This window comes from Meishania litoralis (assembly GCF_042611095.1).
GTDB lineage: Bacteria > Bacteroidota > Bacteroidia > Flavobacteriales > Flavobacteriaceae > Meishania > Meishania litoralis.
This window is the reverse complement of record NZ_JBHFPV010000001.1, coordinates 1,223,226-1,250,145: the sequence shown is the minus strand read 5'-3', so window position 1 is coordinate 1,250,145 and position 26,920 is coordinate 1,223,226. Positions and strand designations below refer to the sequence as shown.

General features: G+C 43.1%; 19 protein-coding genes. 14 read left to right on the top strand and 5 right to left on the bottom strand.

What is annotated here, in order from left to right; translation table 11 throughout:
- Positions 1 to 38: 38 nt before the first annotated feature.
- Positions 39 to 833, top strand: coding sequence for a ThuA domain-containing protein (locus ACEZ3G_RS05590; protein WP_432424462.1), 795 nt, complete (start codon positions 39 to 41; stop codon positions 831 to 833).
- On the opposite strand, the gene ACEZ3G_RS05585 is transcribed toward ACEZ3G_RS05590, so the two are convergent.
- From ACEZ3G_RS05585 to ACEZ3G_RS05570, 4 genes are all read right to left on the bottom strand, one after another.
- Complete coding sequence (locus ACEZ3G_RS05585; RefSeq protein WP_432424461.1) at positions 830 to 1,672, bottom strand: N-acetylmuramoyl-L-alanine amidase-like domain-containing protein; 843 nt, start codon at positions 1,670 to 1,672, stop codon at positions 830 to 832. The genes ACEZ3G_RS05590 and ACEZ3G_RS05585 overlap by 4 nt on opposite strands.
- A 42-nt stretch (positions 1,673 to 1,714) precedes the next feature.
- On the bottom strand, positions 1,715 to 3,013 hold the full coding sequence (locus ACEZ3G_RS05580) for a hypothetical protein (protein WP_432424460.1): 1,299 nt from the start codon (positions 3,011 to 3,013) through the stop codon (positions 1,715 to 1,717).
- 71 nt (positions 3,014 to 3,084) lie between these two features.
- A complete protein-coding gene (locus ACEZ3G_RS05575; protein ID WP_432424459.1) occupies positions 3,085 to 4,362 on the bottom strand; it encodes a hypothetical protein in 1,278 nt (425 codons plus the stop codon).
- Between the two features lie 72 nt (positions 4,363 to 4,434).
- A complete protein-coding gene (locus ACEZ3G_RS05570; protein WP_432424458.1) occupies positions 4,435 to 7,983 on the bottom strand; it encodes a TraB/GumN family protein in 3,549 nt (1,182 codons plus the stop codon).
- 243 nt (positions 7,984 to 8,226) lie between these two features.
- On the opposite strand from ACEZ3G_RS05570, the gene hemH reads away from it, so the two are divergent.
- Positions 8,227 to 9,258 (top strand): ferrochelatase, encoded by a 1,032-nt coding sequence (hemH, locus tag ACEZ3G_RS05565; RefSeq protein WP_432424457.1) that lies wholly within the window; start codon positions 8,227 to 8,229, stop codon positions 9,256 to 9,258.
- A 51-nt stretch (positions 9,259 to 9,309) separates the two neighbouring features.
- Complete coding sequence (locus ACEZ3G_RS05560) at positions 9,310 to 10,692, top strand: MATE family efflux transporter (protein ID WP_432424456.1); 1,383 nt, start codon at positions 9,310 to 9,312, stop codon at positions 10,690 to 10,692.
- Positions 10,693 to 10,794: 102 nt separating this feature from the next.
- On the opposite strand, the gene ACEZ3G_RS05555 is transcribed toward ACEZ3G_RS05560, so the two are convergent.
- Positions 10,795 to 11,718, bottom strand: coding sequence for an aldo/keto reductase (locus ACEZ3G_RS05555; RefSeq protein ID WP_432424455.1), 924 nt, complete (start codon positions 11,716 to 11,718; stop codon positions 10,795 to 10,797).
- A 268-nt stretch (positions 11,719 to 11,986) separates the two neighbouring features.
- Here ACEZ3G_RS05555 and ACEZ3G_RS05550 point away from each other — a divergent pair, with 268 nt between their 5' ends.
- The 11 genes from ACEZ3G_RS05550 to ACEZ3G_RS05500 all read left to right on the top strand — a co-directional run bounded on the left by ACEZ3G_RS05550 (position 11,987) and on the right by ACEZ3G_RS05500 (position 26,899).
- On the top strand, positions 11,987 to 12,562 hold the full coding sequence (locus ACEZ3G_RS05550) for a redoxin family protein (RefSeq protein WP_432424454.1): 576 nt from the start codon (positions 11,987 to 11,989) through the stop codon (positions 12,560 to 12,562).
- 517 nt (positions 12,563 to 13,079) lie between these two features.
- Positions 13,080 to 13,610, top strand: a complete 531-nt coding sequence (locus ACEZ3G_RS05545) for a hypothetical protein (protein WP_432424453.1) — start codon at positions 13,080 to 13,082, stop codon at positions 13,608 to 13,610.
- Between the two features lie 4 nt (positions 13,611 to 13,614).
- Positions 13,615 to 14,256, top strand: coding sequence for a hypothetical protein (locus tag ACEZ3G_RS05540; RefSeq protein ID WP_432424452.1), 642 nt, complete (start codon positions 13,615 to 13,617; stop codon positions 14,254 to 14,256).
- The gene (locus ACEZ3G_RS05535) at positions 14,226 to 15,005 is read left to right on the top strand and encodes a sensor histidine kinase (protein WP_432424451.1); all 780 of its coding nucleotides are present in this window, start codon (positions 14,226 to 14,228) and stop codon (positions 15,003 to 15,005) included. The genes ACEZ3G_RS05540 and ACEZ3G_RS05535 overlap by 31 nt, the downstream gene beginning before the upstream one ends.
- A 1-nt stretch (position 15,006) precedes the next feature.
- Entirely contained in the window at positions 15,007 to 15,642 is a 636-nt protein-coding gene (locus ACEZ3G_RS05530) for a response regulator (RefSeq protein WP_432424450.1), read from the top strand.
- Positions 15,643 to 15,725: 83 nt separating this feature from the next.
- Positions 15,726 to 18,863, top strand: a complete 3,138-nt coding sequence (locus tag ACEZ3G_RS05525) for a WD40/YVTN/BNR-like repeat-containing protein (protein WP_432424449.1) — start codon at positions 15,726 to 15,728, stop codon at positions 18,861 to 18,863.
- A 39-nt stretch (positions 18,864 to 18,902) separates the two neighbouring features.
- Positions 18,903 to 20,681, top strand: coding sequence for an arylsulfatase (locus tag ACEZ3G_RS05520; RefSeq protein ID WP_432424448.1), 1,779 nt, complete (start codon positions 18,903 to 18,905; stop codon positions 20,679 to 20,681).
- Positions 20,682 to 20,718: 37 nt separating this feature from the next.
- Complete coding sequence (locus tag ACEZ3G_RS05515) at positions 20,719 to 23,841, top strand: VPS10 domain-containing protein (protein ID WP_432424447.1); 3,123 nt, start codon at positions 20,719 to 20,721, stop codon at positions 23,839 to 23,841.
- Positions 23,842 to 23,969: 128 nt separating this feature from the next.
- Positions 23,970 to 24,521, top strand: coding sequence for a CopD family protein (locus ACEZ3G_RS05510; protein ID WP_432424446.1), 552 nt, complete (start codon positions 23,970 to 23,972; stop codon positions 24,519 to 24,521).
- Between the two features lie 148 nt (positions 24,522 to 24,669).
- Positions 24,670 to 26,082: a sensor histidine kinase gene (locus ACEZ3G_RS05505; RefSeq protein ID WP_432424445.1), complete on the top strand. Its 1,413-nt coding sequence runs from the start codon at positions 24,670 to 24,672 to the stop codon at positions 26,080 to 26,082.
- A 34-nt stretch (positions 26,083 to 26,116) separates the two neighbouring features.
- The gene (locus ACEZ3G_RS05500; protein ID WP_432424444.1) at positions 26,117 to 26,899 is read left to right on the top strand and encodes an enoyl-CoA hydratase/isomerase family protein; all 783 of its coding nucleotides are present in this window, start codon (positions 26,117 to 26,119) and stop codon (positions 26,897 to 26,899) included.
- Positions 26,900 to 26,920 lie beyond the last annotated feature (21 nt).

Below are 26,920 nucleotides of genomic sequence, written 5' to 3'. Positions count from 1 at the left end.
GGGTAAGCAATAAAATCAGTTCAATCAACCATTTTGGTATGTGCATATTTCTAAAGAATACCTTTATCGCGCTATTTTTTATGCTACTCGTTGCATGCGGGGCCAGCAAGGTAGAGCAGGAGGTTACGGTACCCAAACAAGAAGCGGTCGTGAAAATTCCAAACTCTCTATTGCAAATGGATACCGATTTGGTATTGGTCTATACCAAGACGAACGGATATCGCCATAAATCAATTGAAAAAGGGGTTGAAACTATAAAGGCTTTGGGCCTTCAGAACAAATTTGTGGTGAGCCATACCGAAGACTCCTTGGCGTTCAATAGCAACAATTTAAAAAAGTACGACCTTGTAATCTTCTTGAGCACTACACAAGATGTTTTGGGAACCGAACAGGAAGAGGCCTTTGAGAGGTATATTAAAGGTGGAGGCAATTTCTTGGGCGTACATGCCGCGGCCGATACTGAATATGAATGGCCATGGTACAATAAGTTGGTCGGCGCCTATTTTTTGAGCCATCCAAAACAACAGGAAGCCAAAATCGATGTGGTGGACAGAACCCACGCCGCAACACAACATTTAGGGGATACATGGATGCATTTTGACGAATGGTATAACTATAAGGACATTAATCCGGATTTGAACGTCATCATGAAACTGGATGAAAGTAGTTATGAAGGTGGCGAAAATAATGGTAATCACCCTATTGCCTGGTATCACGAGTTTGATGGGGGTCGCGCCTTTTACACGGGGTTGGGCCATACGCATGAAGCCTATGACGACCCTGACTTCAAAAAACACTTACTCGGCGGGATCTTATATTGCCTGGGACGTTAGAAGGGTCTTGCGACCATGATACCCATATTCTTCTTTATTTTTTTGAGATAATCGGCCAAAGGAAGTTTTGTGACCTCGACTTCCATCGACCCGGTTGAGGCATGTAAGAGGTGTATGCGTCCATCTTTTTCGCGAGTGGCGATTCCGGTGTGGGTTACGTCAAGACCATCGATCGAGGTGGCCAAGGCGATGATATCACCGGGTTTGATCAAATGCTCGTTTGCCTTGATATCGTCTTGGGGCAGATAGCAGAATGTTCTTTCTTTCAATGCCTTTTCGGTCGCGCGTATTTTATCAAAGTTTTCGTCGTCTTTTAGAAAAGGATAGAGTTCGCGGTGCGTACCCATGAAATTGATTTCCTTATTGACCTCGATACCGCCGATTTCAGCGGTGATTTCCTTTAAAAGACCTTTTTGTTCGTTGTTCGAGATCCATTCCGAAAAATAATGTAACCGGGAACCGTAGCCATCGAGCCTGCCGTCTTTATACCGAATGGTTTCCAAAATATCGGTAAAGGAGTCAAAATCTGATTTTCCCTCTTTTAACAAAAGACCAAATGCCAATACATTTTCCACAAAGGTAGTACAGTCGAGGCCATGCAAGTTGACGACCAAAGATTCGGTCTCGCCGATTTCCAGGGTTTTGGCCACGTACGGAATACCAATAAACGTTTTGCCTATGGCCACCAAGGTTGTACCGAAGTCCTTTTCTAACAGGCCGTCAATTTCGATGGTCTTGTTTTCAAAAGCCTGTTTATCGGTAGGAGAGCAGGTGATTTGCTGGGCTGAAATGCCTAAACATACTAAAGTAAATAGAAAAATAAGAATGGTCAATCTCATTTTAGGAAGTTACAATTTTTAAGATTGAACTCGAAACTGTTCTTATTTATCAGGGTTCTTGAAGATAAGTCTTTCAGAAAATGTAACAGTTCCAAATCCAAATAAAGAGGTTCGATCGTCAGATTTAAAGTCAATGTTTTCTCCAATTGCAAGTGCTGTTTCTTCGTACTCTAAGTTATCCAAATTCAAATGTGGAAATTTTTCCTGAATTTGATCGGGTAAAGTGCCAATTATTGGAGCTCCCTCTGATTTTCCAGAAATACTATATCTCGTAGTATTGTCCTGTTCCAAATCAGTATAAATCCAATAAGAAGTATTCCAATAGTATTCTACGTTGGTTGTAAAATTATAATTGTAGATAGAGTTATTTTCTGCCTGGAATTGAGGGTAAGGAGGTACATTAATGTTTGTTGGTCTTCCCCCATACTTATAGAAACTATATCTAACATCTTTGTCATAATCAAAGTATAAATAAGTTTGAAAAGTGTCGTAACCATCAAGATAACCAAGCTTTGCAGTACTTCTCACCTGATTTCCATCATCTTCTCGATTAATATCTAGAAACCGGGCGTAATTATGAGACTTGTTTTTTGCTCCTACACCAAGATTATAGCCTTCGTATTCTGGCAATTCAATTTCTATAATGTAGTCATAGTCTTGAAAATCGTTATAGTCCAAAGTTATATTGGAAGTAGGGTCTTCGACCTCGAACCATAAATATTTAATTTCATCATTGCCATCTCTGACCGAAATGAGATAATCCCTATCTTTTTGAAGCCGAGCACCACCGATTTCTAGAATGTTGGTTTCCTGATAAAATGGAGAACCTGCTATAGATGTAATATCAAATTGAGAGCTTATTAGAAAATGCTGCACATTAGGGATATTGTGGATGGTTATTCTTATTTGGTATTGAGCACTATTAGGAGGGTCAGTGATTGTAGGTTCAATATCATCCGTCCAATCCCAGACTGTTCCTTTTTTAATTCCAGTTACGGTCCCCAATGAATGAAAGTTTCCACCTTCTTTTCCAGGCCGGTAATTCAAAGTCGTTATTGACAGTGTATTTGTGTGTTTTGAATTTTCCAATGACCCTTCGAAATCAAGGGAATCTCCTTTTTTGAATGACCTATAATCCAAAAGTTCGCCGTCTTGATTGTGAATAACAATCCATCTATCCGTCCAATTGTAAAGATCACTTTCGTTAGGATCTGAATAATATGAAAAATAAATCTCGTCTTCAGGTTCGTTCGATTCTTGGTTTTCAGGGTCAGGGTCGGGCTTAGGCCATTCCTGAGCATCAGGTCTAGGTGTTGGTGTTTCATTTTTCGAACAGCCCATAAGCGTCAAAACAACGAGAAAAAAAAGTCGGTATTTAGAAAAATAGTTACTCGACATAATCGTAGATGATATTATAAATAAATATAAAGATAGCTTTCGATTGTTTTATCCCCCTTTTTTTCTTTTGAAGTTAGTTGGTCGAATATTTCTTGTTGTGTATACCCTTGGGTAAAAAGAGTCACTGTCAAGATGTTTAGTTTGTCCAGATTAAGATTTGGATATTTAGAAACAACTTCTTCCGGTAGTTTGCCAACCTTATGAAAACTATTCGCCGAACTGTAAACCGACCATTGGGTATGAATATTTTCACCATTATCATAGGTATGTGTCGAATTCTTAGAGCTTAATTTCAAATCAGTTGTGAATGTAAGGTCATAGACTGATGAGTCCCTTAGCACATAATTCGGTTTAGAAGGAACTTGGATGTTCTCTACTTTATTACCTGTTTTGATAAAATTATATGTGAAACCATCTAGCGAAACGTTAAACTCGGTCTTAAATTTTTTGTATTTGTCAAGATAACCCACCCTGACCGTATCTGGATAATCGGTACTCTGGTAATGGCTTAGAGTCTGTCCAAAAAAGTTATAGTTAGGGTCATCTTCGGCATATCCATATGAGTATAACCACATACTGCTATAAGGAGGCATGGGAATTTCAAAATAATCATCAAATTCTTTGAACTCAGAATAGTCAAAAACCAAATCAGATTCATTTACTGGACTTTCAAGTAATAAATACTTGTGATTTCCAGATTTGTCATATATGCTGAAAACATATTCCTCATTTTCGTAAAGCCTTATCTCGCTTAAAACAAGTGTATTAGAGGTTAAATTACCCTCTATATTTACTTCTTTAGGATTGATCGGACCGCCTTCAATAGATATATTATGAGAATAGACGCCCGGGATGTTTTCTATGCGTAGGTCGAATGTGCCAATATTGTTTGGGATGGAATAATTATATGGTTTATACAGAGAACTACCGGGTTCAATATCTGTATATGTAAACAGCCTATGACTAAGGTTGCCTTCATAACCTTCAAAATAATGAAATTCAGTTATACTAATTTTATTGGGAATGGAGTCCTTCAAGGCTGTGAACTCTAAAACTTTTCCATAATCTGCCTTTTTAAAATCGACAAGTTTACCATTTTCGTCGTGTATTATGATCCAATTATCACTTTCGGACGACCCTAGTCCAAAATAACTAAAATACAATTCCAGTTTTTGTTCCTCTATTTGTGTCCGTCCCTCAATATCAGGTTCTGATGTAGAATTTTCATCTTTAGAGCAATGCGAAAACAATCCGGCAGAAAGAAGTATGACAATTAAATGCTTTAATTTCATGCTTTGAGATTAAGAATTGACAAAAATAAAGATTACATGTCGGTTTGAAAGAATTTTACGACAAGAGGTTTCTTAATACCCATGAAACCCGTATGCTCCATAACTATTCGGGCGATACACCTGTGCCCTAGGTCGGTCTTTAAGCAAGAACGCTTCGGTCACGTATGCGAGTGCTTCGGCATCGGTATCGGTGTCTTCGATGCGTAACCCATCGTTTTGATAGTAAGGTAAGGTAGTTAGTGCCTTTCCATTTTCGAACACGATGAGGTGCATTTTGTAATTCTTGTCGTAGTCTTGATTGTCACGGGTTTTAAAATAATAGCCAGTGAGCGCCTTGCCCTTGTATTGCAAGGACCGTTGTTCCAAAAAGACCGAACTATGGCGTCTTTCGTCATAGGCCTTGAATTCAAATAATAAGGCTTCTGCCAGGGCTTTTTCGGTGCGATAGCGGGACGGCATCAAGTCTAATTTGCCAATTTTCTTGAATTTATTAAAGAGTAGGATTCGACTATTGATATCGGCCGCCAACGAATCTATCAGGCCCAATGGCAAAGATATGTTGTCTTTGGCCAAAAGTGCCACATAAGTGGTTTTTAGTTTTTCATCTTGAACGAGCTGCAATCGTTCAAAAAACTGCTTGACTTCTTTTTCTTGTATGAACGGGTAGAGCAATACGGCATAATCTTCCAAAAGCTCGCGACCGGCATTGCGATTGCCATTGTTGTTCCGATTGCGGTTCAAATGACGGTAATTCGATATCCCCAATTGCCGTTTCAATTGAACTTTGGCATCGTTGAGCATCTGTTTGCGATACCTTTTATAGATTTTGGGCTTGATTCGATTTTCGGCTACCAGTTGCGCGAGCATTGAGAAGATCGGGGATTTATGTTCCTCTATGGCGCTGTAGTCCAACAATTCGGGATAGAGCTTTTTGGCCAAAGGGAGACTATCCATAAATGGTTTAAAGATGGAATAGATCTCGAATTTGTTCGATACCAATGGCAGATCTTTCGAAAGCAGGCCCAATAGCAATGAGACGGATGCTTCATCGGCTTTTTTTGAGACTGCTTGAAGAATTTTGGCCTGGGCATACGAATTGTTGTACGACTTTCCATAAAATTCCTGAAAAAATGGCAGTACCTCGGGACTATCGATTTGGCCAAGCTTTTGAATAAGATCCGATTGAATGTTCTTCTTGTCGGACGGAAAATCGAATTCCGAAATGTAATATTTTAAAGAGTCGAGATGTTTTTCCCCGAATTGTACAAAACGGTGTCCATCGACTAGAATACTGTCATTGTTTCGCAACGCGGCAAAGAATGCAGGGGTCTTATCGGTCAAGATACTTTTTCCTATGAGTGTATCGCTCGGGGAGAAATTCGAGAAAAATTCTCGAACGAATCGACTTGGGGCGATTAGGGTGTCGATGGTCGTCTTGACCTCATAAAGTAGACCCCCTTTGACTACATTTTTTACCCAAATACCCCTTGTACTTGCGGTATCGCCCAAGACCAGCTCCAATTCATGGTGCCCGTCGGCATAACTGCTGTCTTTTTCATGAAGAATGTTGAACTTTTTATCGGCCAAGAGTTTCTTTCGCAAGGCCCAAACGGAATCAATGTTCTGAAACATCAAAAAATCGTGCGATTTGTTAACTTCGACAGCGATGGCTTCATTGTTCTCGTTCTGGTAAATGGTCTTTTTGTTGAAGGGGCCATAGTCTTTAGGTTTGGCTCGCCCGTTATAATAGTTATTGCTGTTCTCTACAAATTTTGGGGGTTTTACCGAGCTTATCGTGCTGAAGAAAAGAGCAGTATCGCGAACCTTCTTGAAACCCGATCCATGATTTGCCACCTTGATCTTAAATGAATCGAAAAAGGCATTGGCTTCCTCTTCATCTTTTGTTACTGTACCCATTAGATAATAATCCCCCTCTTTCAACACAGTTTTTAAGTAGAGCTGTTTTCCGGTGGTAGAATCGATGATGGCCCTTGAGGTCTGGGTGTGTAATTTCGGATTTTCGTAGGTAGCTTCTAGGTTTAGGTCTTGGTAAAAACGTTTCTGTATCTGTGATAGCTCAAAGCTATCTTCTTCCAAGAAATTAAAATCGTTAAGGGTCGCTTTTTTTAGAAAGTAATAAGTACCGGTAATAGAGTCGTATGCCTGTAACAACCTATCCCCAACCCTATATTTATTGGGAAAGGAATGATGTGAGGGCAAACGAATCTCGAAATCCTCAAACCCTGATTTTACCAACGTGAATTTTTTTGCAGACCTATGAAAGGTCAGACTATTGAAGATGGTATCGGAATGTTGCTCCACAAAATCACCTTCGCCTCCCATTTTGAAAATAAGTATTTCAAGGGGGGTTATATAGATTTGATAGCGTTGATGATCGCCGTTTTTCAATTGGTTTTTAATATCAAGGCCTTTGAATCCGTTTTTAGTGATCTTATTCTTTTCCAGAATCGTACCCGGAATGTTCTCGAACAATAACTTGTCAAGAGATTCTAGCGTGTACGTGTTATCCTGTTTTAGAAACTGAAATGTCGGAACCCGATTGACCATGACATAACTGCCATTGGCAAGGTCGGGCGAGATATAGGTGGTGTTCACAAACTCGGCGATAGGGTACAGCCCGCTGGGTAGGGCAATGCTGAAAAAATCATCATCAGGGGCGACCTCTGAATATTTATTGTTGTGTATGGCCTGCTCGAACTTAGTCTTCAATCTTTTTCCCTTTGGGGTCGATCGTGACACCAAAGGGTTTACCGAATAACCTTTGTCGCGCAGCATGGCGATGACACCTTGCTCCCCGGGCAGGTGGGCCGCTCCGATTCCGGTAAAGACTTTGCCCGTGGGCATAATAGAATCGAGCTTTTCGGCCATGTTGCGATTGCGTATGAATAGCATATGCTTCAGATAATGCTCAGTGTATATGGCCTTGTCGATACTATCGAGAAGCGAAATGTTACGATTGCGATAGGCATCTTGCAATAGGCCCATGGGATCCTGTTGCTGCATTTTTTTCTGAAGCCATTCGTCAGGTTTTTGCTTCATGGCATTCATGCTGGCGCGACCGACCAAGGCCGAGGATTCTTCAAGGTCTTCTAATGCGATGACCGTCTTGTCGAATTTTTTGCCCGCTTGGTAAATGAACATGTCGAGATAAGTCTCTTCCTCAAAATTCTGTGCATATTCATCGGTACGATAAAGAATATTGTTGATACGGCTATCCTCAAAAGCGAGGTAAGCGGCCACCTCTTCTTTTCTAGGATTTCTAATCTGAAACGGATAGGTATAAAACCCTTTGGAAACAAAACCGTTTCCCTGCCCATATCCCATATAGTCCAGATTATCGGAGTTTTCAAGCCATGTTTCAGGGTCCGACTCAAGGGCGATGATGGTACTTTTGTCCAACGCCTCGTAAAAGACATCGTCAAGGCGAAAGGCAATTCGTTTGCTTACGTGCATGGTACCGTACAGGTACGAAGATTCTTGAAGGCCATTACCCGATATTTCCCAAAGCAGACTGTTTACGGATTCGTTCCGTGATGGGTCAGGGGATTGGGCAAAAAGCCCCGAACAACAAAGAAGGAATAGTGGTAAAAATATCCGCATAAATACTTCGCTTATTTTATAAAATTGGCTCAAAATTCAAAATTTCAAAAATGAACACCGCCAATTAACTTTTTGTTGACACGGCTATTTGGTCTCGATAAGATCGGGAATACCTATGGTATCATTGATATTGGGTTGAGTATTGCTAACGTAGTTTCGTTGCAAGTAGTATTTTTGCACTTCACGAATTTAAGGCCGTTAAAGGCCTTTCGACCGCTATCAAAGCGACAATAAACTAAAAGAATGAAAGGAGTACTTCTCGTAAACCTGGGTTCGCCCGACAGCCCGACGCCTAAAGATGTCAAACCGTATCTCGACGAGTTTTTGATGGATGAACGGGTCATCGACACACCGCAATGGTTGCGAAATATTATTGTGCGCGGTATCATCTTGCGTACGAGGCCCAAGAAATCGGCAGAGGCCTATGCTAAAATATGGTGGAAAGAAGGTTCACCTCTGATCGTGATTTCACAACGTTTTGCCGAAAAAGTCGGAAAGCTGACCAAAATGCCCGTGGCCTTAGGGATGCGCTATGGATCGATGACCATTAATAAGGCCTTGCAGGAACTGAACGAAAAAGGGGTCGATGAAGTTTTGTTGGTACCCCTGTACCCGCACTATGCCATGTCAAGCTATGAGACGGTGGTGGTCAAAACAATTCAGGAGCAGCAAGAGAACTTCCCGAAAATCAAGATAACAACGTTGCCTGCCTTCTATAAGAATGAGGAATATATCAAGGTGCTTTCCGAGAGTATCGCAAAAGGGCTGAAAGGGTTTGATTACGATCATATTCTCTTTTCGTACCATGGTATTCCTGAAAGGCATATCAGAAAAAACGACCCTACGCGATTTCATTGTAAGATCGATGGCAATTGCTGCAATGCGAATTCCGTAGCACATCATACGTGCTATCGTCATCAGTGCTTTGATACGACAAAAAGGGTCAAGGCCTATCTGAATCTTCACGAAAATAAGGTCAGCAACTCTTTTCAGAGCCGACTGCCGAACGATCCATGGCTAAAACCATATACCGATTTTGAATTTGAACGGTTGGCCAAGGAAGGAAAGAAAAATCTGGCCGTTGTCACTGCGGCATTCGTCAGTGATTGTCTGGAAACCTTGGAAGAGATCGCCATGGAAGGCAAAAACCAGTTTCAGGAAGCCGGCGGCGAGAATTACATACATATACCTTGTTTGAACGACGATGATGCCTGGGTCGAGGTGATGGCAAAATGGGTCAATGAATGGGAAAAAAACGGAGCGCTTCCGGTCTAAAGTTATTGAAGCGCTCAAATTGGCAGGGCAGGGCTAAACCGTAAAATACGCATGGCAAAAGTTTCAGCGGATCAATTGGGTTCCGAACCCATCGGAAAACTGCTTGTAAAACAAGCGGTACCGGCCAGCATCGGTATTTTGGTGATGTCGCTCAATGTGCTTGTCGACAGCATTTTCGTGGGCAACTGGATCGGTTCTATTGCTATTGCCGCCATCAATGTGGTCTTGCCCGTTTCATTTTTTATCGGGGCCCTGGGCATGGCCATCGGTATCGGAGGGTCAAGTATAATTTCAAGGGCATTGGGCGCGAGCAATAAAGAAAAGGCCTTAAAGACTTTTGGAAACCAGATTACCCTGACCCTTTTGATCACGATATCGATGGTAATTATGGGTCTTTATTTCGTCGATTCGTTGATTCCGGCTTTTGGTGGAAAAGGGGCCATTTTCGAACCTGCAAAAATCTATTATGTTATCGTTTTGTATGGGGTGCCGTTATTGGCGCTTTGTATGATGGGCAATACGGTAATCCGCGCCGAAGGCAAGCCCAAATTTGCCATGATCGCCATGATCATACCCTCCGTGGGCAATTTGCTCATGGATTATATATTCATCTTTGTGCTTGATTGGGGCATGCATGGTGCGGCATGGGCAACGACGATCGGGTATTTTCTATGCTTTGCCTATGTAGCCTACTTCTTTCTTTCGCAAAACTCTGAACTGAAATTGAATGGGTCACATTTTGGTCTTGATCGGCCTATTCTTAGGGAAATCGGTTCGTTGGGTTTTGTCACCTTGTCGAGGCAGGCAGTGGTCAGTATCATTTATTTATTGATGAACAATATTCTTTTCGGACTGGGAGGGGAGGCCATGGTGGCCGTCTATGCAATTATTGGGCGAATGCTCATGTTTGCCCTTTTTCCGGTGTTCGGGGTGACCCAGGGGTTTCTGCCCATCGCAGGATACAACTATGGTGCCCAAAAATATGATCGCGTCAAGAAAACCATTTACACGGCGATAAAATACGCCTCCATCTTGGCGACCGTCGTGTTTGTCGGATTAATGATTTTTCCGGCCGAGATCGCCGGACTCTTTTTAAGCAATCGCCCCGATCTTTCAGAAATGGAACTGGCCACAAATGCCTTTGTTTTGGAACATACCCCGAACGCCATGCGCTGGGTATTTGCGGCCACACCGATCATAGCCCTGCAATTGATCGGGGCGGCTTATTTTCAGGCCATCGGAAAGGCCGTGCCGGCACTATTGCTTACCCTGTTGCGCCAAGGTTTTTTCTTTATTCCCTTGATATTGGTACTGCCCGGTTTTTTAGGTGAACTTGGTGTCTGGATCTCTTTTCCGATTGCCGATATACTGGCGACGATCGTAACCGGATTATATTTAAGGAAAGAAGTTAGAAGTACTTTGGATAGGGCCTGAAAGTAAAATGGGAAAGATGGAGCGACTTTTGTCTACCAAATAATAATGATTTCAAATTATGGTCAAAAGTATTACACCGAATGTCCGGTCGGATTCTCGCTACTAGATCGACACCAAATAGGCAGCCATTTTCTCCCTTGTATTGCCATCGGGCAACCTTCCATAACCCGCCCCCATATTATCGATGACATGTTTTACATTGGAAGTGCCCGGAATCACGCAAGTGACCCCTTCGTTCGAAAGAATGAATTTCAAGAAATACTGTCCCCAGCTCGCAATGCCATATTCGGAGGCCCAGCCTGGCAGGTCTTTTCCCCTTACCTTTCGAAAAAGAGATCCGCTTTCATAGGGTTGGTTGATAATGGTGGCCGTACCATGTTTTTTACAGGTATCAAAAAGGGATTTTTCGGCATTTCGGGAACGTATTGAATAATTGAACTGTACAAAATCAGGTTTTTCTGCGACGATAATCCGCTCCAATGTATCGTGGGCCGAATCCACATAATGGGTCAGCCCCCAATAACGTATTTTCCCCTGCTCTTTAAAGTTGCGCAATGTTCTAAGGTGCGTTTCCCAATCGACAAGGTTGTGGATCTGCATCAGATCCATGGTCTTGACCTTCATTTTACGGCAAGAGGAAGTCATCTGATCGATGCCGGCCTGTTTGCCGGAAGTCCAAATCTTGGTGGCATAGAAGAAATCGTCTTGACTATCAAGTTGTGAAGCAGCTTCGCCGACGACGGTCTCCGAGCTTCCGTACATGGGCGAGGAATCGATTACGCTGCCACCCATCTTGTACATCTGGGCCAATACCTGTTTTCGTATTTCCAATTCAGATTTTGAATTGCCGATATCGAAAGTCTGCCAAGTACCCAGTCCGACCATAGGTAGTTTTTCACCTGAACCGGGAATGGTCCGTTGCCCCATTTTTTGGATTTGCGAAAATGAGAATAACGAAGGGGTCAATGTCATCCCCAAACCTGCGCATCCGTAGAGTTGTAAGATTTCACGTCTGGAATAGTTCATCACAATCGGTTTTTTCCCGATAGCTATCGGGAGATGGACTTTAAAGTAGTGTTTTCCGCTGAAATGGGGTGTTAAGGGTCTGTGAAAAAGACATTCATATACTAATGCCGAAAATGGCGTCGCACGATAAAGAAATAAGTAATTTTCAAAAATGAAACCGCATGTTTAAATTCATCATTAAACAGACGGCGGAATGATTATTTTGAACATCAAAGGTGGTATATGACTCCCGATAGCTATCGGGATAAATAACAATAAAAATGAGCACATGAAAAAGAAGACACTTACACCGTCGAATATCATATTCGCGATTTTTATTGTTTTACTTATAATCCCACAGACCCGTAGTGTATTGCAGTTGGCCGTGAACAAGGTCAGGGTACAGCTATTCTCTCCCTCAGAACTGGATAGAGAAGATCAAACCCGATTGCAACCCTTTTCATATGAGCTACAGGATCTTAAAGGTAAATCGACATCGATTGAAATAGGTTTCGGCAATCCCGTCTTTATCAGCTATTGGGCAACATGGTGCCCACCCTGTATTGCCGAATTGCCGAGTATTCAAGAATTGTACGAAGACTATGGAAATCAAGTGGATTTTATATTGCTTACAAATGAGGACCCCGATGTGGTGAGAGGGTTTTTAAGAGAAAAGCATTATAACCTGCCTGTTTATAGTCCATTAATGGCCCCGCCCGAAAAGTTGTACGCACGCAGTATTCCCACTAATTATGTCATCGATGCCAATGGAAAGATATTAATTAATGAGACCGGGGCTACGGATTGGAACAGCAAAAAAGCAAGGGCCATTTTCGATGCTTTAATCAGGGTAGGGCAAAAATAATTTCACCAATTATCCCTAGAATTGAACCGCTGCACGAACCACCTTTAGAATGCTGTTTTTCAAGGGGGGCAAATACCCCTTTTTGCCCCGTTCCATGACCCAAAGTCTTGTAAGAAAAAATTATAATATACTGATTATAAGTTTTTTAAGATTAAAAGATGTTTGTAGGACAAATAAGGTCGTGTTTTTTGGGTCCGCAAATCGTGTATATTCGTAGTGTTAAACCCAAAACTAGAGAACCTATGGAAACCCACTTCGGAGAAAAATTGATTCAAACGATTCATTACACCTTATTATTGGGAATGGCGGCACTGGGAATAGTCTTTTTTATCATTGGTCTGATGAATATGGCCGGATAGATCAAAATTTCCCCCAATGGAAGACTTTACGATAGACACTAACCTCAAAAAGCCCACGATTGCTATGCCATCGCTGGGCTTTTTCTTTTAATATGTCAACAATTCGTAAATTACGGTAACCCTAGTTCCCCTTAACCAATAATCTAAATAACTTTATTATGAGAGAAAACAAAAACAACAACACCCTCGTTGGCGCAATGGCGGCCATTATCATCGGTCTGCTCATCTTTGCCTTCATGTTTCGCGGACCATTGGATGATGGTCAAGAAGATCGTAAAGAGATTGCACCGCCTGAACAAACTATCGACTTAAAACTTGCAGCTCAACTACAGCAAGAATATGTGAGAACCCGTGCCGACAGCATCAATGCGATGTTAGATAAGGTTGACACACGTGATTTTTGGTTTTCTTTGGAGACTATGGAGCAATATATTGATTACGTAAAAAGTGAGGGCGAGAAGAAAGGCTACAAAGATATGGGCATCCGTATTTTTTATGCGGCGTATCCTCAAGATAGTAGGGATCCAAGGGCAGATCCGGGCTATTCGACCGTCGTTTTGGTGCCCACCATGGGCAAACCGCGAATAGCAAATGGCTTTTTTCCAGTAGCTCCGATACAGTCAACTGCGGGAGGCATAAAAGCATTGAATTTTGGAAGTGGAGGACATCCCCCAAATGATGTGCAATAGTTAAATGGATGTTTCTTATCTAACTCTCTCGGTCAGTATTTTAGAATGGATCGCGGCCATTTGCGCTACCTACCATTTTAATAAATACAAAAATTCTACTGAACGCCATTTCGTATATCTATTATGGTTTACCGTGCTTGTTGAAACTGTTGGTAGAAGTTGGAGGTATGCATTTGAAAGTAGCAATTTCTGGGTGTACAACATTTATATGCTGGTGCTTTTTTTGTTCTATTTATACTGGTACCAGTCCATTTTAGAACAAAAGACCTTACGAAAAATAGTATGGTTATTTGCCATATTTTTTACGGGTTTTGCAGTTTGGAACTTTGTTTTTGAAAGTTGGGACGGGTATCATAAATATACCTTTGTCATCGGTGCTTTGTTAACAATGATTTGCACTTTGTTTCACTTTCGGCAATTACTCTATGGCGACGAAGTTCTGATTTTAAAGCACAAATTGTCATTTTGGATATCGACTGGCCTACTGCTTTTCAATATGGGCATGATTCCGTTGATGCTGCTTTCCCATAACTTGAATTTTGGCGGTAAGTATTTTGGCATCATCATTTTGGTTTTAAATTCAATTTTATATGGCTGTTATATAATCGGATTTCAATGGGCGAAGGAGAAGTACAATCGTTTCTGATCATCTTTTCCGTAATAGCTATTTGTTTGGCACTTACGGTGGTCGTTTTATTCATTCTTTTTCTAAGAAGGAAGAATGCGCTACTGTTGGAACAGGCCATGGCGAAGGAAACCTACGAGCGGGAACTTTCGGAAACACAGATAGAGATTCGTGAAGAAACCCTGCGCAATATCAGCTGGGAGTTGCACGACAACATTGGTCAGTTGATGACCTTGGCCAAGATTCAGGTACAAATGGTACCCGACAAGTCAAAAAGCCTTGAAGAAGCCTCCGATACCATCGGTAAGGCCATAAGGGAATTGCGTGTACTCTCAAAATTGATTAATCCCGAAGCTTTGAAGAACCTCTCCCTAGAAGAAGCTTTGGAACTTGAAATCGAGCGTTTCAACCGGCTGCAATTTGTTGATGCTTCCTTAACGGTCGATGGAACGCCAAAGCCTTTGAACCCAAAGGAAGAAGTCATCATCTTCCGTATTTTACAGGAGTTTTTTTCGAATACCATAAAACATTCGAAGGCCTCAACACTCTGCGTCGGAATCGATTATATGGATGGTAACCTGACCATCACCGCCGATGATGACGGCATAGGGTTTGATGAGAATCTCGACTTTTCAGGTATCGGGATCAAGAACATGAAAAACAGGGCACGTTTGATCAACGCCGACCTACAGATCGAATCTGAAAAAGGTCGTGGCACTATGTTACGGTTGCTCTATAATTTTAATCATAAACCCAATCAGCTTGCATAAAATGAAGTATTCCGTTGCCATTGTTGATGACCATACCCTGCTCTCGCAGGCGATAAGCAGCTTGGTGCAAAGTTTTGATGGCTTCAGCTCGCTTTACATCTGCAAAAATGGCAAGGAACTTTTGAACAAATTGGAAGACCCCAAGAACATTCCCGATATTGTGCTGATGGATATCAATATGCCCATTCTTAACGGCATCGAGACCTCTGAGATTCTGAGGGAAGACTACCCAAATATCAAAGTTTTGGCACTCTCCATTGAAGAAGATGAAAATACCATTTTGCAAATGTTGCGGGCGGGTGCCAGAGGTTATCTTATGAAGGATACCGAGCGCGAAATTCTTGAGGAAGCCTTGATACAAATCGCCGAAAAAGGGTATTATCATACCAATACGGTCACTCAGATCTTGGTAGGAACGCTGCATCAAAAATCGAACGAGACACAATTAAAGGAGCGTGAAATCGAGTTTTTGAAACTTGCCTGCACCGAAATGACCTACAAAGAAATTGCCGAAGCAATGTTTCTAAGTCCGAAGACCATAGAGGGCTATCGCGATTCCCTTCATGAAAAATTGAATGTTAAGAATAGAATAGGACTCGTACTCTACGCGATACGCAATAAAATTTTTACACCCTGATATTAACAGCTTAAAATTCCCTAGTGCAGGAATTTATTTTTACATTTAAGCTTGACTAATTGAGAACGCTAATTCAAACTTAAATGAGAAAATATTACACTTGGGCATGCCTTTGTTTGCTCCTCTTTTTGCTAGCACCAATAAATACCGGCGCACAACGTCGTAAAAAAACGAACACGCCGGTTTCACAAGTACCCGAGGCTTTGTACTCAAGTCTGGAATATCGTTTGGTCGGTCCTTTTCGTGGGGGGCGCTCCGCAGCCGTGACAGGAGTACCCGGCGAACCGAACCTTTTTTATTTCGGGGCTACTGGCGGTGGCGTATGGAAAACGACCGATGGAGGCCGAACTTGGGAAAATATTTCCGATGGCTATTTCGGTGGAAGTATCGGCGCCGTTGAGGTCGCCCAAAGTGACCCTAACGTCATTTATGTCGGGGGAGGCGAAAAAACACTTCGGGGAAATGTATCCTCGGGGTATGGAATCTGGAGAACCGAGGATGCCGGAAAGACATGGACCTCGGCCGGGTTGAAGAATAGCCGTCATGTGCCACGTATCCGAATCCATCCGAAGGACCACAATATCGTTTATGCAGCGGTTTTGGGCAACATCTACAAACCTACCGATGACCGGGGCATTTATAAAAGTACCGATGGAGGCCAGACATGGTCGAAAAAATTATTCGTCAATGACCAATCGGGTTTTGTCGATCTAGTCTTGGATCCGAACAACCCTAGAATCATTTATGCCTCTTCATGGCGTGCCAAACGTACGCCATATAGTTTAAGTAGCGGCGGAGACGGAAGTGCCCTATGGAAAAGTACGGATAGCGGTGAGACCTGGAAGGAGATTTCAAAGAACGAGGGTTTCCCAAAAGATACCTTGGGCATCATTGGGGTCACCGTATCGCCCAAGAATTCAGAACGTGTTTGGGCAATCGTCGAGAATAAGGAAAAAGGAGGATTGTATCGCAGTGACGATGGTGGCAAAAAATGGACACAGGTCAATAGCGAAAGAAAATTACGCCAAAGGGCTTGGTATTATACCCGCGTGTACGCCGATACCGAAGACGAGAATGTGGTGTACGTTCTGAACGTGAACTATCACAAGTCCACAGATGGCGGCAATACCTTCAACACGTTCAATGCCCCGCACGGTGACCATCACGATCTTTGGATCGCTCCCGAGAATGGGAAAAGGATGATTATCGGAGATGATGGGGGTGCGCAGATTTCGTATGACGGGGGCGAAACGTGGAGCACCTACTACAATCAACCTACCGCACAGTTTTACCGGGTTACCACTGATAATGCCACACCTTATAGAATTTATGTGGCCCAGCAAGACAACTCTACCATTAGGATCAATCATCGCAGTGATGGCTTTGGAATCAGTGAGGACGATTGGGAAGAGACGGCCGGCGGAGAATCGGCGCATATTGCCGTAGACCCTAACAATAACGACATTGTTTATGGTGGAAGCTATGGAGGATTTTTGACCCGTGTCAACCATAAAACGGGTACCGTGCGTGGGATCAATGTGTGGCCCGACAATCCAATGGGTTATGGTGCCGAAGGTATGAAATACCGCTTTCAATGGAATTTTCCCATTATGTTCAGTAAGCACGACCCAAAAAAACTGTACACCTTTTCGAACCATGTACACCTTTCGACAAATGAAGGACAAAGCTGGAAACTTTTAAGTGACGACCTTACGCGCAACGACCCCGATAAGTTGGTGTCAAGTGGAGGGCCGATTACACAGGATAATACCGGTGTGGAATATTACTGTACTATTTTTGCGGCCAATGAGAGTCCGTTGAAAGAAGGATTGATTTGGGTCGGTAGTGATGATGGGTTGATCCATGTGACCCAAGATGGTGGGCAAACCTGGAACAATGTGACTCCTGATATCATGCCCGAATGGAACATGGTCAACAGCATCGAACCATCCGCCTTTGACGAGGGCACTTGCTATGTGGCGGCTACCCGATATAAGTTGGGCGACTTTCAGCCCTATTTGTACAAAACGACCGATTACGGAAAGACATGGAAAAAAATAACGAACGGTATACCATCGGAACATTTTACCCGTGTCGTTCGTGAAGACCCACAGCAAAAGGGCTTACTCTATGCAGGTACCGAAACCGGAATGTATATTTCGTTCGATGACGGAGCTAGTTGGGGTCCGTTTCAGATGAACCTTCCGATAGTGCCCATAACCGATTTGACAATCAAGGAGAATAGTTTGATAGTAGCTACCCAAGGACGAAGTCTTTGGATGATCGATGACCTTTCCGTAATTCATCAAGCTGATAAGGCGAATCAAAATGCCCATGCTATTTTGTATAAACCCAAGGATGCCTATCGTACAAAAGGAGATGCCCGAAAGACGCCATCGAAGACCGAAGGACAAAATCCCCCGAACGGTGTAGTGACCCATTTTTACCTTAAAGATCTTTCTGAAAAAGATAGTATCAGCCTTACTTATTTCAATATGAAAGGCGATACTTTGAGCTCTTTCAGTAATGCGTCAAAAGACAAGGACAAAAAGCTAGAGGTTAAAAAAGGCGGTAACACCCATGTCTGGGACACACGTGGCAAAGGAGCCGAAAAACTTCCCGGGATGATATTCTGGTGGGCCAATTTTAATGGCGCCAAAGCAGTTCCCGGTAGTTATAAGGTTTCTCTCAACGTTAACGGAACGGACCAGACCCAAGAATTCAAGATTGTTCCTGATCCGCGGGCAGAAGCGACCGTCGAAGATATGCAGAAACAATACGATTTCGTTACCGAGGTAAATGCCACGGTCGACAAGGCACACCAGTCCATCAAAAAAATCCGTAAGATCAACGATCAGCTCGATGCCTTTACCGAACAGTATAAGGGTGACGACCGTACGAAAGATCTTGTCGAGAAGGCCAAAAAGATGAAGGATAAATTCAGTGAGGTCGAAAAGGCCCTGTATCAGACCAAGAATCGAAGTGGGCAAGACCCATTGAATTTTCCGATTCGATTGACCAATAAAATAGGACATCTGAACAGTTTGGTTGCTTTGGATGATTTTCCGCCTACGGCGCAAGATATTGCCGTCAAAGACGAACTGACCTCAAAAATAAATGCACAGTTAATATCTTTCGACGAGCTGGTAGATCAAGAAATCGGCGCTTTCAATGAGGCGTTCAATAGTTTGAAGTTAAAATATCTATCCATCGAAGATTGAATTAACAATATCGGAGTATAGTCTGTGCAATGTAGGGCCATGAAAAAAAGGATTCAAAACAAAAAAAATACGCGCAATATCGTTTTGACCTTTTTTGCGCTAGTGTACGTTCTTGCCGTCTTTGCACAGCAGGTAGAACGACCGAACATAATCATTATAATAACCGATGATCAAGGTTATGGTGATCTCGGCATTACCGGTAATCCCCATATAAAAACTCCGAATATTGACGCTTTCGCCAAAGCCGGTGTTCGTTTCAATAATTTTCATGTATCACCGGTCTGTGCCCCTACCCGTTCTAGCTTGATGACCGGGCGTTATTCGCTACGCACCGGAATAAGGGATACTTACAATGGTGGTGCCATCATGGCATCCACAGAAGTGACTATAGCCGAATTGTTAAAGCAAGCCGATTACCGTACAGGTATTTTTGGAAAATGGCATTTGGGTGACAGCTATCCTTCAAGGCCCAATGACCAGGGCTTCGATGAATCGGTCATCCATCTCTCTGGGGGTATGGGGCAGGTAGGTGATTTCACGACTTGGTTTAAGGGTGATAGCAGTTATTTTGACCCCGTGCTATGGCACAACGGAAAACAAGAACCATATCAAGGGTATTGCAGTGACATATTCGCAAATGAAGCGATGAAATTCATTACTGAGAATAAAAACGCACCATTTTTTTGCTATCTCTCGTTCAATGCGCCACATACACCGCTTCAGGTACCCGAGAAGTACTACAATATGTACAAAGGTATCGACCCCGCCATTGGTTTCGACGATGGAAGGCCCTTTGTCGAAATGAGCGAAAAAAACAAGGAAGATGCTAGAAAGGTATATGCCATGGTCAGTAATATCGATGACAATGTGGGTAAGCTGCTCGACAAACTGAAAGAACTACGTATAGCCGATAATACACTGGTTATTTTCATGACCGACAATGGCCCCCAACAAATGAGGTATGTGGCGGGTATGCGCGGTCGAAAAGGCAGTGTTTACCGCGGCGGCACTCGCGTACCGTTTTTTCTGCAATATCCAAAACTCATCAAGGGCAAGCGTGACATTGAGCCTTTGACTGCCCATATCGACATACTACCTACCTTGGCCGAAATTTGTAAAATAAAAATGCCACTAGATCGAAAAATCGATGGTAGAAGCCTTGTGCCGTTATTGATCGGTAAAAACGAGACTTGGTCTGAAAGGCCTTTTTTTTCATATTGGACGAGACATTATCCTGAAAAATATTATAATATATCGCTACAAAAAGGCAATTATAAGCTTGTAGGGCATACGAATTATAATGCAAAACCCGAGGACTTCGAACTTTTTGATGTGCACAAAGATCCTTACGAACAACAAAATATTGTTGCCGAAAATGTGAACATCGCATCGAGTTTGATGGCCGAAATGGAAACTCACTATAAAGAATTAACGACTTCCAAGAATTTGATTGACCCACCGCGCATCCATATCGGGACCGAGCATGAGAATCCTGTGTTCTTGAATCGAAACGATGCAGGTGGCGAGCGTGGCATTTGGGCCCAAGAAGAAATATATGGCAAATGGGCCGTACAGATCGATCAAGGGCACTATAACATCAAGTTCAAGTTTATAGAACCTCTGGCCGAAAAGGGTAAAATGTTTCTCGAAACCGGAACGACCATCAACCAGTTTGAAAATGACCGAACAGGAATCGATTTCTTGGAAATGAAAAATGTTTCCTTGGCGAGCATGACATGCGACCTTGTGCCTTTCTATGTTTCCGATTCAAAAAGAATTTTTCCTTTTTGGGTCGAGATGGAACGAATTTCCGATTGAAAATGTGATAACAACATGCATTAAACCAAATATCCTAATGAAAAAATCACTTCCATTTTTAATGGCCTTGTTTACGATTTCGGTCTTTTCGCAAACGGCCGAAGACTATTTCAAACCTTTAAAATATCGTAATATCGGCCCCTTTCGTGGAGGGAGGTCGGTGTGTGCGGCCGGCGTGGTCGGCGACCCCTTGACCTATTATATGGGTACTACAGGGGGAGGATTATGGAAGACGACCGACGCAGGACAACGATGGGACAACATTTCCGACGGTTTTTTTGAAATGGGTTCGGTCGGTGCGGTGGCCGTTTCGGTATCCGACCCTAATATCGTGTATTGCGGTATGGGAGAACATGCACCAAGGGGGGTTATGACTTCCTATGGGGACGGTGTCTATAAATCTACCGACTCGGGCAAGACCTGGAAAAAAATGGGACTTGAAAATACACAGCAGATTTCAAGGATCGTCATCCACCCTAAAAACCCCGATATCGTTTATGTGGCCGCTCAGGGGGCGATTTACGGCCCAACGGAAGATCGTGGTATTTATAAATCTAGTGATGGCGGAGAAACCTGGAAAAAAGTACTGTTCGTCAACGAACTTACGGGCTGCTCAGAATTATCCATCGATATGAACGCTCCCGATATAATATACGCTGCCATGTGGCACCATCAGCGTAAACCGAATATGGTAATAAGTGGTGGCGAAGGCAGCGGACTCTATAAGTCGGTCGATGGCGGCGAGACCTGGGAAAAAATCCACAAAGGCCTACCGGAGGAGAAGGGCAAAATGGCTATAGCCGTGAGCCCAGCGAATTCGAGCAAGGTATATGCACTCATAGAAAGTGACAGTAATGCCGATAAGGGCGGTCTTTTTGTTTCAGATGATGCGGGCAAATCGTGGAATATGGTTAGTGGCGATAATCGTTTGGTGCAACGCGCGTGGTATTATATCGAGGTTTTTGCCGATCCGAACAATGAGAATACGGTTTATGTGCTGAGCGCTCCCGCACTGCGCTCCATCGATGGGGGCAAGACCTGGGAGCTGATTACTGGTACTCATGGCGACTACCACGACCTTTGGATCAATCCGGAAGATTCGGACAATATGGTTGTGGCCGATGATGGCGGAGCTGCTATTAGTTTTGACAACGGAAAAACATGGTCTACCCAAAACAATATGCCGACCGCACAATTTTATCGTATTAGCGTGGACAATCTTTTTCCTTATAACGTTTACGGAGGGCAGCAAGACAATAGTTCGGTAAAGATTGCCAGTTTCTCACCTGGAAGCAGTGGCATATCACTTTCGGACTGGAGCGATTCTGCAGGGGGAGAAAGTGCCTTCTTGGCCTTTGACCCCGATGACCCCAGATATGTTCTGGGAGGAAGTTACCTAGGGACCATCGAAGTACTTGATACGCATTCAAAAGCATCGACACAGATCATGGCGGCACCCATACAGTATTTGGGAAGAGATGCCCGCGATATGAAATACCTATACAACTGGAACGCGCCGATCATTGGGTCGAAACATGAACCGGGCACGTTTTACCATTGCGCACAGCTTGTCTTGCGAACCCGAGATATGGGCTTAACCTGGGAAGAAATCTCGCCCGACCTTACCCGTAATATCGATGCCAAGCAAGGTAAAGGAGGCGGGCCTTATACCAATGAAGCCGTTGGTGCCGAGAATTATGGGACCATTGCCTATATGATCGAGTCGCCACATGAAAAAGGTGTTTTCTATACGGGTAGTGATGATGGTTATGTACATATTACCAAAGATGGGGGCCTTTCTTGGCAGAATATTACTCCGAAAAATCTTGGGGAAACTTTGGTGAATGCAATAGAAGTGTCACCACACGATCCAGCCACGGTGTATGTGGCGACGACCAAATATAAGTTCAACGACTACACTCCTGCCTTATACAAGTCATCGGATTACGGCAAAACATGGACGAACATTAGTTCAGGAATTCCCTATGGTGCCTTTACCCGTGTCGTTCGTGAAGATCAGCACAGAAAGGATTTGTTGTATGCCGGCACGGAAAAAGGGATATATATTTCTTGGAACGGAGGAAAAACGTGGGAATCTTTTCAACTCAATCTTCCCAAGACACCGATAACCGATTTAAAAGTGCATCAGGATAATCTCGTAGTCGCGACTTCGGGGCGCTCGTTTTGGGTTTTGGACGATCTATCGATACTAGGTCAATACGATCCCTCGGAAAAGGATGTTCACCTATTCGCTGCGGGCAATGCCGTTAATGGTTCGTGGGGCAGCCCATTGAGCGGTGATTCAGATGAATTTGATGGCACGAATGCTTTTGAAGGGGTAAATCCGGCGAACGGTATGGTGCTGTACTACAACCTCCCCAAGCTCAAAGATTCCATGGCGATTTCCATGGATGTTTTAGATGCAAAGGGCAATTTGGTACGTAGTTTTTCGTCTGAAAAGGATAAAAACTACAAAAAACATAATGGGGGCGGTGCCCCACCGGCTCCAGTGCTTTCAAAAAAAGAAGGATTGAACCGCTTTATCTGGGACATGAAATACCCCATTATGCCCGGTATTCCCGATGTGTATATCGAAGCCAATTTCAGGGGCCACAAGGCACCGCCGGGCGAATACACCTTTAATCTTAAAGTCGATGGAAAAACGGTAAGTACTGAGGGTAAGATCGTTCCCATGCCTACTTTTGGCACAACGGCGGCCCAATACGAAGAATACCATACGATAATGTACGATATGGAACGCAAGCTGACCAAAATGCACGATATGGTCAATTCACTGTTCAAGGCAAGGGAGCAGCTAGCGAAGTTATTGGAAGATATCGAGGACGAAGGTTTGCGATCGGAAGGCAAAAAACTGGCCAATGAAATTGATGTATGGGACCAAAAAATGATTCAGCGCAAGTCAAAGGCCTACGACGACGTAGAGAACTTTCAAAACAAGTTCACGGCAGAGTATTTGTTCTTGATCAACGCTACCGATAGCGGTATTCCAAGAGTCAACCAACCCTCAAAAGACCGTAAGGCCGAATTGGATGCCCAATGGAACATTTTGCAAAAAGAGGGTGGGCAACTCATGAATATGGCCATTCCGAACTTCAATAAAAAACTTTGGGAAGCCGGTATCGGTGCCTTACGTCTTTAAAAGATTTCAAGTTGGAGTTTGGGATTTCAGGTTTTGTAACTTTGTAATTTAAAATTAGCCTTAACTGTCATGCCGAGCTTGTCGACGCATTGTTCGATTTCGGTCGAATATTAAATCCAAAAACTACCTTGGTCGAGTATTATAACTACATCAAAGCCTTGCATCTCATTTTCGTGGTAACTTGGTTTGCCGGGCTTTTCTACATTCCACGGCTTTTTATCTATCATATAGAGGCAGCGCAAAAGCCCGCCCCTGAAAAGGATATATTGACCGAACAATTGAAACTAATGGCCAGAAGGCTTTGGTATATCATAACATGGCCATCAGCTATTTTATGCACCTTATTTGCCATTTGGCTGCTGTTTTTGCAACCTGCTTTTTTACAACAGCCCTGGATGCACGTAAAATTGGCCTTTGTTGCCTTACTGATTCTTTACCATATTAGAAATCATTTGATTTTCAATCAATTGCAACGAAATGAGGTTAGATATACGTCGAACTATATGCGCATTTGGAACGAGGTGGCGACGATCGCTCTTTTTGCCATCGTATTTTTGGTGATATTGAAAAGTGCCATAAGCTGGATTTTCGGCGTTGTCGGAATCATAATATTGGGCATTCTACTCATGTTGGGGATTAGACTCTACAAACGCTTTCGGGAAAAAAACCCGGAAAAATGAAAGAACTAGACCACTCGAATTCTTGGGCCGATTGGCAGCTGCAGCATTATATTATATGGTCAGGGTGGCCTGATATTTGCTACCTTTGAGTGTAAAATCCTTTTCGTTGTTCAAAAAATTATCGTTACGGTTTCGCATATTCTTTGCCATGATATTATTGGTATTGATATCTTCGGTATTGATATCGGCAATTGCAGTATATCAATATCGCGAACAATTGAGGGATTATCATGAAGATCGGCTCGAGCGAAAAGAGGAGCAGATAAAGCAGAGCATTGACTATACCATACGCAGAACGACTTACCCGCCCACTACCGAAAATTTAGGGTTGATTTTCATGGATGAAATCTACCAGATCGCTGATGTTCATAACAAAAATTTCAACATCTACGATCTTGAAGGGCAATTGATAAAAAGTTCACGGCCCAAGTTTGAAAATGACTCCATTTCAAATTGTTTGGATGCCGAGATTTTGAATAATCTTCAGAGCAGTGTTGAAAAACGCTTTGTAGAAGAAAAATCAGCGGCCGGCGATCGGTATCAATCCTCTTATTCATATATAACCGATGGTAAGTTCAAGCCCATCGGCATTGTCAATATGCCCTATTTTGAGGACAATACTTTTAATGATAAGGAATTGCGGGAGTTTTTGACCCGTTTGGCCGGGGTCTATTTTTTAATGCTCTTGATAGCTATAGGTCTAGCCTATTTTATATCAAAATATATCACGCGTTCTTTGCAGACCGTATCCGATATGATGTCGAAAACCGATTTGACCAAACGTAACGAGAAAATCTATATCGAGGAACCAAGTGAGGAAATCGCCAAATTGATCGATTCTTATAACGCGATGATCGACGAACTTGAGCTAAGTGCCATAAAGTTGGCCAGGAGCGAACGCGAGCAGGCATGGCGCGAAATGGCAAAACAGGTGGCCCATGAAATAAAGAACCCTTTGACACCTATGCGTTTAAGTGTTCAAAGTTTTCAAAGAAAATTCGATCCCCAAGACCCCAATATCGAAAATAAAGTTGCCGAATATTCCAAAACCTTGATCCAACAAATCGATACCATGAGCAGTATCGCCTCGGCATTTTCAAGTTTTGCCGAAATGCCCGCCCAGCAGAACGAGACCCTGAACGTAGTCAAGATCGTGAAGCTCGCGCTTGACATCTTCAATGAGGAGTATATTCATTTTATCTCTGAAGAAGAGGAAATCATTGCGAAACTTGACCGTACCCAATTGATACGGGTGGTGACCAACTTAGTGAAAAATGCCATTCAGGCGGTACCTGAGGTAGAATCGCCAAGAATATTGGTCTCGGTCGTTTCCGAAGATGATTACGTCAAAATTTCGGTGGCCGACAACGGTGTCGGTATTGCTGACAACTTTGCCGAAAAAATATTTGAGCCAAAGTTCACAACGAAGTCAAGCGGTATGGGGCTTGGTCTGGGAATGGTGAAAAACATTGTAGAAACATACAAAGGAAGCATCAATTTTACGTCCCAATCGGGCAAAGGCACCGTATTTACGGTAAAGTTCCAAAAAGAGGAACACTAGAAATCCGTATGGCATTATTTTAACTATTGAAACCATGAAATACAAAAATTTACTTATCAATCAAAAGGATAGACTGGCCATTGTTACTATAAATCGCCCTAACAAACTAAATGCCTTGAACCGGGAAACCATTCAAGAGCTGCATGATGCGTTTAAGGCACTTGAAACCAACAATAAGATACGCACCATAATCGTAACGGGAAGTGGCGAAAAGGCCTTCGTTGCCGGTGCAGATATCGCCGAGTTTGCCAATTTTTCGGTAAAGGAAGGCGGTAAATTGGCCAAGAAAGGTCAAAAATTGCTCTTCGACCTGGTCGAGAACCTTTCGACGCCGGTTATCGCTGCGGTCAATGGCTTTGCTCTGGGAGGGGGTCTTGAGTTGGCCATGGCCTGTCACTTTAGGGTGGCCAGTGACAATGCAAAAATGGGGCTTCCGGAAGTTTCACTTGGTGTTATACCTGGATATGGCGGCACGCAACGTCTGCCACAATTGGTAGGAAAGGGCAATGCCATGGAGATGATTATGACCGCTGGTATGATCGATGCCCAAAAGGCCCATAGGTTAGGATTGGTCAACCATGTCGTACCCCAAGAGGAACTGCTTTCTTTCTGTGAAAAACTGGCCGCCAAAATAGGCAACAATTCACCTGTTGCCGTGGCTCATGCAATAAAAGCGATAAATGCGGGTTTTAAGAATAATAGTAACGGATTTGCATCTGAAATAGAAGCTTTCGGAACTTGCTTTGGAACGGCGGATTTCAGAGAGGGCACCACCGCCTTTTTGGAAAAACGCAAGGCCGATTTTCCGGGTAAATAGCAAATCCCCAAAAACCTACTT